Source organism: Arthrobacter silvisoli, assembly GCF_003369445.1.
In the GTDB taxonomy this organism is placed as follows: domain Bacteria; phylum Actinomycetota; class Actinomycetes; order Actinomycetales; family Micrococcaceae; genus Arthrobacter; species Arthrobacter silvisoli.
Genome location: NZ_QRCU01000032.1, coordinates 33310 through 46718, shown reverse-complemented (window position 1 = coordinate 46718; position 13409 = coordinate 33310). Strand labels below are relative to the sequence as shown.

Here is a 13409-nt window from a genome sequence, read left to right as displayed (position 1 = left end):
GCCTTCCGGTAGGGCGCTACTTGACGGCGCCGAGCGAGAGGCCCTGGACGAGCTTGTCTTGGGCGGCGAAGCCGGCGAACAGTACCGGCAGGGAGATGATGACGGCGGCGGCGCAGACTTTGGCGAGGAAGAGACCCTGGCCGGAGACGAAACCTGTCAGGAAGACGGGCGCGGTGCCTGCCACCACGCCGGTGAGGACGCGGGCCAGGAGCAGTTCGTTCCAGCTGAAGATGAAGCAGATCAGGGCGGTGGCGGCGATGCCGGGCATCGCGACCGGGGCGATGATTTTGCGCAGGATGAGCAGGAGGTTGGCGCCGTCGATCTGGGCGGCTTCCAGCATTTCTTCCGGTACTTCGGCGAGGAAGGACCGCATCATCCAGACTGCGATGGGCAGGTTCATGGACGTGTACATCAAGATGAGGAACCAGATGTTGTCCAGGGCTCCGACTGTTCTCGCGAAGAGGTAGAGGGGCAGGATCGCCGCCACCACCGGCATCATTTTCGTGGAGAGGAAGAAGAACATTACGTCGGTCCACTTCTTCACCGGCCGGATGGACAGGGCGTAGGCGGCCGGGATAGCCAGGACCAGAACCAGGACAGTGGAAAGGATCGAGGCTGTGGCGGAGTTGATCAGCGGCGGCCACGGACTCACACCCGACGTCTCGCCGAAGAACTCCCGGTAGGCGTCCAGAGTGAGGTTCGCTGCGATGGACGGCGGGTTCGTGGCGGCGTCGGTTTCGGAGTGGAAGGAGGTCAGGATCATCCACAGGACGGGGGCGGCGAACAGCAGGGCGAGCAGCCAGGCCGCGAGGCCGGCGGCGGTGCTGTTGCGGGTGGGGTCCATGCGCGATTTCCCGCGTCGGGGTGATCCGGCGCTGGGGGTTTTCGGCGCGGCGGGGGCCGACTTGCGGGCTGCGGCAGGAGTGAGGGTGCTCATCGTGCTGCCTCCTTCTTGAAGAGCGAGAAAACGGTGCGGAGCGCGAAGGTGGCCACGATGATGGTGCCGATGACCACCACAACGCCGGCGGCGGATGCCAAGCCGTATTCGTTGGCAAAGTAGAACGTCTGGTAGATGGCGTAGGGCAGGTTGGCGGTACCGAGTCCTCCTGAAGTGAGAGTGAAGACGGCGTCGAAGTTCTGCACAATGTAGATCGCTCCGAGCAGGCCGCCGAGTTCCAGGTACTGGCGCAGGTGCGGAAGGGTCAGGTGCCGGAAGACCGCCCAGGGCGTGGCGCCGTCCATCTGGGCCGCTTCCACGGTGTCCATCGGACGCGACTGCAGGCCCGCGAGCAGGATGAGCATCATAAACGGTGTCCACTGCCAGACCAGAGAGACGATAACGGCCATCAGCGGGGCCTGGGACAGGAAGTCCGGCTGCGGAGGCGTGTCGCTGCCGAACAGCGACCAGATCCAGGTCAGGATGCCGTTGAGCAGCCCGTACGTGGTGTTGAGGAGGGCATGCTTCCAGATCAGGGCAGCGGCAACGGGCACCACCAGGAACGGTGCTATCAACAGGGTCCGGGCCAGTCCGCGGCCGATGAACTTCTTGTCCAGCAGCAGCGCCAGGCCCAGGCCAATGAGCAGACTGGCCAGGACCACGGAGACGGTGAGGAGGATGGTGGTGAGGATCGCCTGGCGCAGGTCCGGGTCGGTGAGGACCGTGAGGTAGTTCTCCAGGCCGGCGAAACCTGTCTTGTCAGGGCTGAGGCTGTTCCAGTTCATGAACGAGATGATCAGCGTCACCACGAACGGAAGCTGGGTGACCAGAATAAGGAAGACCAGCGCCGGGAGCAGCGGTGCGCGCCGAGCCCAGGCCAGGGCGCGTTCCCGCGCGCGGCTGTCTCGTGAAGGTTTGGTTGCGTGGTGTCCCGGGCGGGAGACGCGCGCCGTTGCGGTAGTCATGATGTTCTCCTGCAATTCGGTCATTGCTACTTGTACCTATTGCCGACTTTTTCGGCGGCTGCTTGGCCCTTGGCCAGCGCATCGGCCACAGTGCCTTGGCCTGCGATGGCGGAACTGACACCCTGAGAGACTTTGGTGCCCATCCCGGCGAACTCGGGAATGCCCACAAACTGGATTCCCACGGCGGGACGCTCCTGCACGCCCGGGTTCTTCGGGTCGGCGTTCGCGATGGCGAAGCGCTCGGCCTCAAAGAACGGCGCAGCCTTCTGGAACTCAGTGTTCTCGTAAGTTGAGATGCGCTTCCCGGACGGGACCCTGGCCCAGCCCAATTTGGAGGCCACGAGCTCCTCATATTCCTTCGAGCTGGCCCAGGCGATGAATTTCCCGGCCGCATCCTGTTTCTTGGAGGCGGCCTGCATCGCCCAGGACCAGGTCCACAGCCAGCCGGAGGACTTGGTTTCCTTGACCGGTGCCTGGGCATAGCCGATCTTCCCCTTCACCGGGGAGGCGTCGGATTCCAGCGCGCCGGCGGCCGACGTCGCGTCGTACCACATGGCCACTTTGGACTGACTCATGTTGTTCAGGCATTCGGTGAACCCGGCCTGCGCAGCGCCTGCTTCACCGTGTTCGCGGACCAGCTTGGTGTAAAACTCGACCGCTGCAGTGAACTCCGGGGAGTTGACCTTTGCATTCCAGTCCTTGTCGAACCAGGTACCGCCATAAGTGTTAACAACAGTGGTCAGCGGTGCGAAGATCTGGCCCCAGCCCGGCTGGCCACGGAGGCAAATGCCCTTCATACCCGGGGCCGCGCCATCGGCCTGCGCTGCAATCTCGGCCACCTCATCCCACGTTGGCTTCTCCGGCATGGTCAGGCCCTTGGCTTCCAGAATGTCCTTGCGGTACATCAGGAAGGAGGACTCACCGTAGAACGGCTCCCCGTACAGCTTCCCGTCCTTGCCCGTAAGTGATGCGGTGTAGGCGGGCATAATATCGGCCTGGTTGAACTCAGGATCCTTCGCGACATTGTCCAGCGGCGCCAGCCAGCCGTTCGCGGAGTAGAACGGAATCTCATAGTTGGACAGGGAGGCCACGTCGTACTGTCCGGCCTGGCTGGAGAACTCCTGGCTGATCTTGGCCCTGACGTCGTTCTCCGGCAAGATCGTGTAGTTGACTTTGATCCCTGTTTCCTTGGTGAAGCTATCCGCCGTGAGTCTCTGCAGATCCTCCATCTGCGGGTTGTTCACCATCAGGACGTTGATGCTCTTCTGGTCACCGGCCGTGCTTCCGCCGCCGGCACCCGCACAGGCCGAGACGGTCAAGGCCATACACAGGGCGCCTGCGGCCAGGGCGGCGCGCTCTCTTGAACGCATTAAGGACTCCTTTGTTCTCTGTCTTCAAACGTGCACCGAGTCTGCTTCCTGCCCCAGGTATTCCAAGAAGAATGGGGAGGTCTGCTCGTTTGAGCGTTTACGATTGCTCATATGTCTACGAGTGACCTTAGTCATATATACTCATTTGAGCAAGAGGTAATGCTCATTCGTGACGGCCGGAGGTCCACATGGTAAAACAGTCCGAGGAAGCCCTAGCGGGGCTCTCCCATCGGGAACTCCTTGCCCATGTCGGAAGGGATTACTACCTCGAGAACATGCCCAAGGTGGATATCGCCAGCCGCTATAACATTTCGCGGTTCCAGGTAGCGCGACTGCTCGAGGAGGCCCGCGCGACAGGAATCGTGGATATTGTGGTGCACTTCCCCTCGGAGCGGGCTGATACCGGTTGGATCGAATCCCTGTTGGGTATTCAGCATGTCGTCGTTGTTGACCCGGCAGTCGATGAGCTCCATGCCCGCACCATTCTCGGGAAGGCTGCGGCCAAAGAAATCGCGCGCATTGCCAGGGCAGGGACCACTATCGGGATCTCATGGTCCCGGACCCTGGATATCGCCTCGCATCACATTGAATCGCTTCCGAAGAGCGACATCGTGCAACTCGCCGGCGCCCTGCCTACGGCGGGGGACGGCAACCCGATGGAAATCATCCAGCGGCTCGGACGCCTCAGCGGCGGGCGGACCTGGCCCCTCTGGGCACCGTTGGTCGTTGACGACGTAACAACCGCCACCGGACTCCTTCGCCAGCCGGAAATCGCCGAAGCCCTGGCTAAAGGCGACTCCCTGGACCTGGCCGTAGTGGCAGTTGGCGCCTGGAAACCCAACGAGTCAACTGTCTGGGAACGTGTTGACAACAAGGTCCGGAGGAAAGCCAGCGAGTCCGGGGCCGTAAGCGAGTGCTCCGGACGGCTCCTGGATGCGGATGGCCAGCCCGTGGTGACCGAACTGGATGCACGCGTCATTGCGGTAACCGTCGATCAACTCAAGCGAACCCCTCAAGTCATCGCCGTAGCCCAAGGTGCAGCCCGGGCGGAAGCTGTTCGTGCCGCCGCCAAGGCCGGCTTTATCACTACCCTGATCATCGACCGGCCACTGGCAGCAGCCCTGGCCGGAACAAGCGACAAAGAGCGGAACAACGCATGAGCATCGTCATCGGAGTGGACTCCTCGACCCAATCGTGCAAGGTCCTGGCCGTTGACGCGGAGAACGGAGAGATTGTTTCTGCCGGATCGGCCAGCCACCCCGACGGGACAGCCATTAATCCCCGCATCTGGAGCGAAGCGCTGCGCCAGGCATGGCATTCGGCCGGCGCAGACAGCTTCCGCGGCTCGGTCGCGGCCGCGTCCGTTGCCGCACAACAGCACGGCATGGTCGCGCTCGACGAATCCAATGCCCCTGTCCACGATGCCCTGCTCTGGAACGACACAAGAAGCGCACCCGATGCCGTGAGACTACGCGACGAGCTTGGCCCCGAAGGCTGGATCGACGCAGTAAACCTTGTCCCGGTGGCATCCTTCACCATCACCAAACTTGCCTGGCTGGCACGCACCCAACCCAGAACAGCAGCCCGTGTTGCCCGAGTCGTACTCCCACATGACTGGCTCAACTTCGAGCTGGGCGGCGAGTTCACCACAGACCGCAGCGATGCCTCCGGGACAGGCTACTTCTCGCCCGTCACGAACAGCTACCGCACTGATCTGCTGGAACGCTTCTTCGGCCACCGACCCCAACTGCCAGACATCGTCCCCTCCAACGAGCCCGCCGGGACGATCCGGGAAGGCTGGGGGGCAGACAGTGCCCTATTGGGCGCCGGCGGCGGTGACAATGCAATGGCTGCGCTCGGGCTTGGCATCAGCCCAGGGGAGATCATCATCTCCGTCGGCACCTCGGGCACCGTATTCACCACCTCTCCTGCCCCCACCCACGACCCCAGCGGAGCCGTCGCCGGCTTCGCAGACGCGACAGGCAACCACCTGCCCCTTCTGGCGATGATGAATTCCGCCCGCGTCATGGCCGCCACCGCCAAGATGCTCAACGTCAACCTCGAGACCCTGGATTCCCTGGCCCTCAAAGCTGATCCCGGCGCAGGCGGCCTGACCCTGCTGCCCTACCTTGACGGAGAGCGCACGCCCAATCTGCCAGACGCCCACGGAACCCTTGCAGGGCTGACGCGGGAGAACATGAATCAACAGAACCTGGCCCGCGCATCCGTCCTGGGCGTGCTCAACTCACTGGCCGACGCCGTAGACCTGCTCAGGGAATCCGGGGTGGCTCCACAAAGTGTGCTGCTCATCGGCGGGGGCGCAAAGTCGGAGTCCCTGCGGCGTGCGGCAGCCAGCGTGCTGGGAGTCCCCGTAGAAGTTCCGGCATCAGGGGAATATGTAGCACTCGGAGCCGCGCGGCAGGCAGCATGGGCGGCCACGGGAACCTACCCGACATGGAAGCGCACCATAGAAGTGACGTACGAACCCCAGGGAGATTGGGGCGCCGAAGTCCGGGGCCGCTATGTAGAGGCCCGCATGAACGTTTATGGCGTCTAGCCAGCGCGCGATTTCCCGCCTTTCATCACCCCGGCCTTCCGCGCTGCCTACACGCCCACGGACACCGGTTCCGCCGTGGCGGCCTGCTCGAGGTCCAAGCCGTCGGGCACGGGGGTGGGCGGAATCGGCGTCGATGGCCACGAAGGCGGCGATCGAACCGTCCACCGGCGGGATGGCGGGTTTCCTTTCAAGAACCGTGGGATGAGTGCTCACTTGTGGCGGACATTCCGCGGAGGAAACCCCCACAATGAGCACTTGAGGGGAGTGGTATCCACGGTATGGCCGCCGCGGCCCAAGCCTCCCGGCTACCGGAACCTGTCCAACGTCAACCGCCAGTTCCACGAGGAATAGGGCTGCACTCCCCTCGCGTACCGGCGCAGCGCTTCCGCCGGGTCCTTCCGATGTGTACGATCGTACATATGACCGACTACTTCGCTGGAGATCCGCGGAGCAACCGCGAACGCATGCTCGCCGGGGACCTTTACATCGCCGACGACCCCGAAAGCGAGAAGGAAGCCCAGCGGGCCATGAGCCTGCAGGCGAAGTTCGCTGCCGCGTACCCGGAGGATCCGCTGGGTTCCCAGGCCATCCTGTCGGAGTTCCTGGGCCGCGTGGGCGAGGAAGTGCATATCAAGGCGCCGATATATGTCGATTACGGCATTTACATCTCGGTGGGTGCCCGTACCTTCGTGAACTACAACCTCACCGCCCTGGACGTCGCCCCGATCACCATCGGCGAAGACTGCCAGATCGGGCCGAACGTCCAGCTCCTCACGCCCACCCACCCGGTGGATCCACAGCCCCGACGCGACCGCCTGGAAGCAGCCAAGCCGATCACCATTGGTGACAACGTCTGGCTGGGCGGCGGCGCGATCGTGCTGGCCGGCGTCACCATCGGAGAGAACTCAGTCATCGGCGCCGGTGCGGTGGTCACGAAGGATGTGCCCGCGAACTGTGTCGCGGTCGGCAACCCCGCCCGCGTCATCCGGGAGATCTAGGCGTGGCCACCCGCCGTTTCGACCCGGACCGCCGGGACAGGATCATCGACGCAGCCTTGGACGTGATTGCCGCCGAAGGCGTCGCCGGTGCCTCGCACCGGAAGATCGCCGCCCACGCCGGGGTGCCGCTGGGGTCCATGAGCTACCACTTCAGTGGCATGGACGAACTGCTCACCGAGGCCTTCACCCGATTCGGCACCTCCATCTCGGACCGTTTCGACGAGCGCCTTGGCAGGGCCGAAGGGATCGACGCCGCCCGGCAGGCCGTGGTGGACTTGATCCACGAGGATCTCCTGGACTCGCAACGCGAACTGGTCCTGACCCATGAGCTCTACACGCTGGCGGCACGGAAGCCGGAATTCCGGGCCATCACCCGCGACTGGATGGCGCGGAGCCGGCGGGCGCTGGGGCTGCATTTCGACCCGGTCACCTGCCGGATGCTGGACGCGCTGATCGAAGGCCTCTCCATCCACGCGGCCTTGGACACCGAGCCGCACGGCGCTGCCGGAGCGGACGGCGAGGCCGAACGGGCGAGCGACCCGGACCCGCACAGCCGGGCCCGCACCGCCGAGGCGGTCGCCCGCATCACCACCCGCACCACACCCGACACCACTGCACCCCACACCACCAGGGAAGCCCCGCACGAATGACCCTCACTACCAGCACCAACGTCCGGGCCGCCGCCACGGCCACCTTCCTGGTCTTCAGCATGAACGGCCTGGTCTTCGCCAGCTGGGCAGCGCGCATCCCTGCAGTCGCGGAAACCCTGCACCTGGGCTCCGGACAGATCGGCACCCTGCTGCTCTGCATCGCCGTCGGTTCCCTCGTGGCGCTGCCCTCCAGCGGCTGGGTGATCAGCCGGATCGGTACGGCGAATGCCGTCCGCTTCGCCGGCCTGCTCCTCGGTGCCGCTGGTTGCGGCGTGGCCTTCTCGCTCATGGCGGCCGCCGTAGTGCCCACGGCGATCTCGCTCTTCTTCCTCGGCATCGGCGTCGGCGTCTGGGACGTGGCCCAGAACATCGAAGGGGCCGACGTCGAACACCGCCTTGGCCGGACCATCATGCCGCAGTTCCACGCGGCCTTCAGCGGCGGCGCCTTCCTGGGCGCGCTCATCGGTGCGGGGCTCTCGCAGCTCGGCGTCGGCCTGCCGGAACACCTCCTGGTCATTGCCGCCGTCGCCGTCGCGCTGGCCCTGACCGCGCCGCGCTACTTCATCCCGCACGCTGCCGCTCACACGGAGTCCGACGGCGGTGCTGCCGCCGGCAAGGGCGCTTCGGCCTGGCGGGACGGCCGCACGCTGCTGATCGGCGTCGTCGTGCTCGGCGCCACCCTGACCGAAGGCGCGGGCAACGATTGGATCGCCAAGGCCGCGGTGGACGGCATGCAGGCCAGCGAATCCACCGGTGCCCTGCTGTTCGCCCTGTTCGTCGCGGCGATGACCATGATGCGTTTCCTTGGCGGCCGTGCGATCGACAGTTTCGGTCGGGTGGCGGTGCTGCGCGCCAGCATGGGCGCCGCGGCCCTGGGCCTGGCCCTGTTCGTGTTCTCGGGGAACATCGTCCTCGCGGCGATCGGTGCGGGCCTGTGGGGCATCGGTGCGGCCTTGGCGTTCCCCATGGGCATGTCTGCCGCCGCGGACGATCCCAAACACGCGGCTGCGCGGGTGTCCGTGGTGTCAACGATCGGCTACGTTGCCTTCCTGGCCGGACCGCCGCTGCTGGGCTACCTGGGTGACCACACAGGCATCCGTTTCGCGCTGCTGGCTATCGGGGCTCCGATCCTGCTGGCCCTGCTTCTCGCCGGCGCCGCGAAACCCTTGCCTTCCAGGTAAGCAGCCTGCGCGCGTTTATATTCTCCTCAAGGCATGCTTTCTGGACGGGGACCCAGAGCAACAGGACCACCGCGGTGGCCAGGCTTGCCCCGCCCACCACATCAGTCAGCCAGTGGGCCGCCAGGTAGGTGCGGCTGAGCATCATGGCGACGGTCCCGATCGACGACAGCACCCAGGCCCAGGCCCGGCCGATGAGCAGCGCGGCGGCCACGACGAAGGCCGCCGTGCTGGAAGCATGCCCCGAAGGGTATGAATAGGTTTCCGTGAACACCCCGGCGTCGCCCGGCCGCGGCCGCTGGATGAGCACTTTGATGAGCTGTACCAGGAGAGTGACCACCAGCCCGGAGACCACGCTGAAGAGGGCCATCCGCGGACGCCGCCGCACGATCAGCGCCGCAGCCAGCAGGGCGTGGAACACGAACATCCCCGTGTATCCGGCCCAGTTGAGCACCAGGTTCACGAGATCCCAGAACGGATTGCGCAGGCCCAGCATGGCATCGTGCCAGGCAGTGTCGGCGGCTTGGAAGGGCGGCCGGGCCGGACCGGCGAGGAGCATGCCGCCAAGGACCGCGGCAACAGTGAGCAGGACGGTGGCTGCCGCGAGCGTTCCGCCCGGGCTGAGTCTGCGTGGCTGGAGGCTCCCCATCAGCCCATCCTAGGAGGCCTTCCTTATCCCCGGGTCATCTTGCGGATGTGCTCCGGGGTGAGCCCGGTGAGCGAGGCCAGTTCGAAGACGTCCAGCAGTCCGCTGCGGTGTGCGTCGGCCACGAGGGCCTGGCGGCCTGCTTCGTATCCGAGCCGCTCGGCGTCCGCCGCCGCGGTCTTGGACGCATTGGGCGCATGCTGGAGATCATGCCCACCTTCCAGGTTCCGGGCAGCACCAACCCGAAGCTGCCCGTTTGGGCCCGCCCGGATCTTGCTCCGGGTCCACAAGTTCCGGTGGAAACCGCACTCCTCCACCGGATATACAAGCCGCCGGCCACACCCCCGTTATGTGGCCGGCGGCACCCGTTTAAGCATTTGACCGCGCCATCCCCGTCCGCCGGCCGCCCGCCCAGGCCCTGGAGTACTGTGGCCCCATGCGGACTCTGCTGCGCCCTGTACTTTCGTTGTGCCCTTCGCACCGGTTGCGCCCTTCGCACCGGCTGCGCCGCCACAGCGCCGGGTTGCGCCCCGTGCCCAAGCTACACAGGATCCGCCGGGGCCCGGGCCGGATCGCCGATTTCGACCGCGCCGTGCTCCGCAGGATTTCCCGCTGGCCGCACGGGAACCACGACGCCTTCTTCCGCAAGCTCTCCGCCTCTGCCACCAAGGGCAAGCTGTGGTTCGCCGTCGCCGGAGCCCTCGCCACCGTTCCTGGGAAGCCCCGCCGGGCCGCCGTGCACGGCCTGCTTGCCCTCGGTGTGGCATCCGCCGTCACCAACCTAGGTTTCAAGGCGCTCCTCCCGCGCACCCGGCCTCTGCCCGAGCACCTCCCGGTCTTTCGCTTCGTCCACCCGCAGCCCACCAGCTCCTCGATGCCCTCGGGCCATTCCGCCTCCGCGGTGGCCTTTACCCTGGGAGTTTCCTTCGTCCATCCGGCGGCCGGCGCGCTGCTTGCCCCGGTGGCCGCCGGCGTCGCCTATTCCCGCGTCCACACGGGCGCGCACTGGCCCTCCGACGTCGTGTTCGGTTCCGCGATCGGCGCCGGCGCAGCGCTGCTCACCCGGCGGTGGTGGCCGGCACGTGCCGAGCAGCCGGAACAGCGCCGCAGCGACGAAGCCCTCCCGCGGATCGCCGACGGCGCCGGGCTGGCGATCGTGGTCAACGCCAAGGGCGGCTCCTACTCGCCCGAGACCGGCGAAGTCCTGCGGGAAACGTTCCCAAATGCACACATCCGGGAGGCCGGCGACGACGATGATGTCACCGCCGTCATCGAGGAAGCCGCTGCCTTGCCGGGGACCAAGGCCTTGGGCGTGTGGGGTGGCGACGGGACGGTCGGCACGGCGGCAGCCGCCGCCGTCGAACACGGACTGCCGTTGCTGGTGCTGCCCGGCGGGACGCTCAACCACTTCGCACGTGACGCCGGTATCGCCACTCTCGAGGACGCCGTGGCGGCCGCGGCGGCAGGGAGCGGGATCCGGGCAGACCTGGGGCTGGTGACGGCCGGCCGCGGCCAGGACGGTACGGACGAGGTCCGCGAGTTCGCCATGCTGAACACCGCCAGCATCGGCGTCTATCCGAACCTGGTGCGCCGCCGCGAACGGCTCCAAGGCGCCCTCGGCAAGCCGCTGGCCGGCCTGATCGCGGGGCTGCGTACCTTCGGTGCGGCCTCGCCCACCACCTTGCTGATCGACGGTGTCCGGCACCGGATCTGGATCCTCTACCTCGGCCGCGGCCGGTATTACCCGCGGGACCTCGCGCCGCTGGCCCGCCCCGTGATGGACGACGGCGTCCTGGACATCCGCATGGTCACCGCGGACGAACCTTTTGCCCGGCTCCGGCTGCTGTGGGGCGTGCTTACCGGAACCGCCGGCAGTTCCAAGGTGACGCATTTGCGCGAGGCCTCCCGGATCAGCGTCCAGGCGCTGGACGCGCCGCTGGTGCTGGCGGTCGACGGCGAACCCCTCCCTGGTGTGCGCAGTGCCGAGTTCAGCGTCGGGCCGGGCCACCTCCGGGTGTACTCGCCTGCTGCGGGGACAGCGGGGTCATCCATGAGGACTACCCTGATCCGACCCTGAATCATCCCTGGGACAGGCGAAACCCGGGGCCTTCGTGGCTAGCGTTGTTAATACCGTCAACAACACTCAGCTTCAGCGAAAGGGAAGGGACACTTCCATGATCGGGGCACTCCATGATTGAGGCACAAGGGCTGCGAAAGGTCTACGGCGAGAAGACCGCCGTCGACGGCGTCAGCTTCACCGTCCAGCCCGGAAAGGTCACGGGCTTCCTGGGCCCCAACGGCGCCGGCAAATCCACCACCATGCGCATGATCATGGGCCTGGACCGGCCTACCGCCGGCAGCGTCACCGTGAATGGACTGCCGTATGCCAAGCACAAGGCACCGCTGCACCAGGTGGGCGCCCTGCTCGACGCCAAGGCGGTGCACACCAGCCGCAGCGCCTACAACCACCTCCGGGCCATGGCCGCCACCCACGGCATCCCGAAGAAGCGGATCGATGAAGTCATCGACATGACCGGCCTCAGTGCTGTCGCCCGGAAGAAGGCCGGCGGTTTCTCCCTCGGCATGGGCCAGCGCCTGGGCATCGCCAACGCGCTCCTCGGCGATCCCCAGACCCTGATCCTCGACGAGCCGGTCAACGGCCTGGACCCCGAAGGCGTGCTGTGGGTCCGCAACCTCGCCCGGTACCTTGCCCGCGAAGGCAAGACGGTCTTCATCTCCAGCCACCTGATGTCCGAGATGGCGCAGACAGCTGATCAGCTGATCGTCATCGGCCGCGGCCGGATCATTGCCGACACCACAGTGGACGCACTGATCGAAAGCCAGACCCGCAAGCGCACCCTCGTCAGGACCCCGGACACCTCACGCCTGGGCGTGCTGCTGGCCGGCGAAGGGGTCCGCGTGGACCAGAACGAGCCGGAAACCCTCGAGGTCTCGGGCATCGACCCGCGCAGGATCGCCGAACTGGCGCTCGAAAACCGCGTACTCGTCTATGAACTGACACCGCTCACTTCGTCCCTTGAGGAGGCGTACTTCCAGCTGACCCGGGACGAGGTGGAGTACCACTCGCACCTCGAGTCGCACACCGGCCAGGCGCCGGGTCCCGTGAACGGGGCCCCCGGAAGCGGTGCCCCCGGGACCCGCAGGATGTCCGACGCCGAAGCCGCCGCCATGGAAGGATCCCAGCGATGAGCACCGCCATTGCCTCCCGCACGCCCGTCCCTTCGACGTCCGGCGCCCACGGAGTGAACTTCTTCCGGGTCCTCGACTCGGAATTCATCAAGTTCCGGACTCTCCTCAGCACCAAGATCCTGGTGCTGGGCACCTTCGTGGCGATCGTCGGCGTCGCCATGCTCGCAGCCCTCGCCCGGTGGAGCATCATCAACCAGATGACGAGCACCGAAGGGCCCGGCGGGCAGAAAATGACCCCGCAGCAGGCCGCGGAATCCATCCCGCCCGGCCAGGGCTTCGAGCTCTACAACCTGCCCAACGCCGGCCTGAACATCGGCATCCTGGTCCTCGGCTCCCTGGCGGTGCTTTTCATTGCCTCGGAGTTCGCCACGGGCATGATCCGTTCCACTTTCAACGCCGCCCCGGACCGTCTGTCCACCTTCGTCGCCAAGGCCGTGGTGCTGGTGGTCGTTTCCTACGTCCTTTCCATCGCCGGCGGTGCGCTCAGCTTCCTGCTGGCCGCGCCGATGTTCACCGGAATGGGCCTGGACCTGGACTGGGGCACGGACGGCGTCCTTTACAGCTTGCTGACCGGCGGGCTCTACGTTTCCGGTGTCGCCCTGATCGGCCTGTCCCTGGGCACCCTGCTCAAGAACTCGGCGGGCGGCATCACCATCCTGGTGGCCATCATGTTCGTCCTGCCGTTCGCCGGGAGTTTCCTGGCCTTTGTGCCGGGCGACTTCTGGAAGTACGTTCCGCAGTACCTGCCCAGTGAAGCCGGTGGCCGCTTCCTCTCGATCGGCCACGCGGACGGCATCCTGGACCCGTGGCAGGGCGGCCTGATTTTCCTTGGCTACGTCATCCTCTTCATGTTTCCGGCATTGTTTGCCCTCAAGAAGCGCGACGTCTGATCCGCACC

General features: G+C 66.1%; 13 protein-coding genes. 8 read left to right on the top strand and 5 right to left on the bottom strand.

What is annotated here, in order from left to right; all coding sequences use genetic code 11:
- Nucleotides 1-16: 16 nt before the first annotated feature.
- From DWV11_RS07915 to DWV11_RS07905, 3 genes are read right to left on the bottom strand one after another with little or no spacing between them, the layout of a single operon-like run.
- The gene (locus tag DWV11_RS07915; protein WP_115788342.1) at nt 17-937 is read right to left on the bottom strand and encodes a carbohydrate ABC transporter permease; all 921 of its coding nucleotides are present in this window, start codon (nt 935-937) and stop codon (nt 17-19) included.
- The gene (locus DWV11_RS07910; RefSeq protein ID WP_115788448.1) at nt 934-1902 is read right to left on the bottom strand and encodes a carbohydrate ABC transporter permease; all 969 of its coding nucleotides are present in this window, start codon (nt 1900-1902) and stop codon (nt 934-936) included. The genes DWV11_RS07915 and DWV11_RS07910 overlap by 4 nt, the downstream gene beginning before the upstream one ends.
- 26 nt (nt 1903-1928) lie before the next feature.
- On the bottom strand, nt 1929-3272 hold the full coding sequence (locus DWV11_RS07905) for an ABC transporter substrate-binding protein (protein WP_115788341.1): 1344 nt from the start codon (nt 3270-3272) through the stop codon (nt 1929-1931).
- A gap of 188 nt (nt 3273-3460) precedes the next feature.
- Here DWV11_RS07905 and DWV11_RS07900 point away from each other — a divergent pair, with 188 nt between their 5' ends.
- The 5 genes from DWV11_RS07900 (at nt 3461) to DWV11_RS07880 (ending at nt 8658) form a co-directional block, all read left to right on the top strand.
- The gene (locus DWV11_RS07900) at nt 3461-4432 is read left to right on the top strand and encodes a sugar-binding transcriptional regulator (protein ID WP_115788340.1); all 972 of its coding nucleotides are present in this window, start codon (nt 3461-3463) and stop codon (nt 4430-4432) included.
- Nucleotides 4429-5829: a xylulokinase gene (xylB, locus tag DWV11_RS07895; RefSeq protein ID WP_115788339.1), complete on the top strand. Its 1401-nt coding sequence runs from the start codon at nt 4429-4431 to the stop codon at nt 5827-5829. The genes DWV11_RS07900 and xylB overlap by 4 nt, the downstream gene beginning before the upstream one ends.
- A 419-nt stretch (nt 5830-6248) precedes the next feature.
- Complete coding sequence (locus DWV11_RS07890; protein WP_115788338.1) at nt 6249-6827, top strand: sugar O-acetyltransferase; 579 nt, start codon at nt 6249-6251, stop codon at nt 6825-6827.
- Nucleotides 6828-6829: 2 nt separating this feature from the next.
- Nucleotides 6830-7477: a TetR/AcrR family transcriptional regulator gene (locus DWV11_RS07885; RefSeq protein WP_115788337.1), complete on the top strand. Its 648-nt coding sequence runs from the start codon at nt 6830-6832 to the stop codon at nt 7475-7477.
- Nucleotides 7474-8658 (top strand): MFS transporter, encoded by a 1185-nt coding sequence (locus DWV11_RS07880; RefSeq protein ID WP_115788336.1) that lies wholly within the window; start codon nt 7474-7476, stop codon nt 8656-8658. Before DWV11_RS07885 ends, DWV11_RS07880 begins: the two co-directional genes overlap by 4 nt.
- Here DWV11_RS07880 and DWV11_RS07875 read toward each other — a convergent pair.
- Both DWV11_RS07875 and DWV11_RS07870 read right to left on the bottom strand, forming a co-directional pair.
- A complete protein-coding gene (locus DWV11_RS07875) occupies nt 8591-9304 on the bottom strand; it encodes a phosphatase PAP2 family protein (RefSeq protein WP_115788335.1) in 714 nt (237 codons plus the stop codon). The two genes, DWV11_RS07880 and DWV11_RS07875, sit on opposite strands and share 68 nt — an antisense overlap.
- A gap of 23 nt (nt 9305-9327) precedes the next feature.
- Complete coding sequence (locus DWV11_RS07870; protein ID WP_115788334.1) at nt 9328-9591, bottom strand: hypothetical protein; 264 nt, start codon at nt 9589-9591, stop codon at nt 9328-9330.
- Nucleotides 9592-9833: 242 nt separating this feature from the next.
- Between DWV11_RS07870 and DWV11_RS07865 the strand changes: the two genes are divergently transcribed.
- The 3 genes from DWV11_RS07865 (at nt 9834) to DWV11_RS07855 (ending at nt 13401) form a co-directional block, all read left to right on the top strand.
- The gene (locus DWV11_RS07865; RefSeq protein ID WP_245953499.1) at nt 9834-11378 is read left to right on the top strand and encodes a bifunctional phosphatase PAP2/diacylglycerol kinase family protein; all 1545 of its coding nucleotides are present in this window, start codon (nt 9834-9836) and stop codon (nt 11376-11378) included.
- 113 nt (nt 11379-11491) lie between these two features.
- The gene (locus tag DWV11_RS07860; RefSeq protein ID WP_115788332.1) at nt 11492-12511 is read left to right on the top strand and encodes an ABC transporter ATP-binding protein; all 1020 of its coding nucleotides are present in this window, start codon (nt 11492-11494) and stop codon (nt 12509-12511) included.
- Complete coding sequence (locus tag DWV11_RS07855; RefSeq protein ID WP_115788331.1) at nt 12508-13401, top strand: ABC transporter permease; 894 nt, start codon at nt 12508-12510, stop codon at nt 13399-13401. The genes DWV11_RS07860 and DWV11_RS07855 overlap by 4 nt, the downstream gene beginning before the upstream one ends.
- Nucleotides 13402-13409 lie beyond the last annotated feature (8 nt).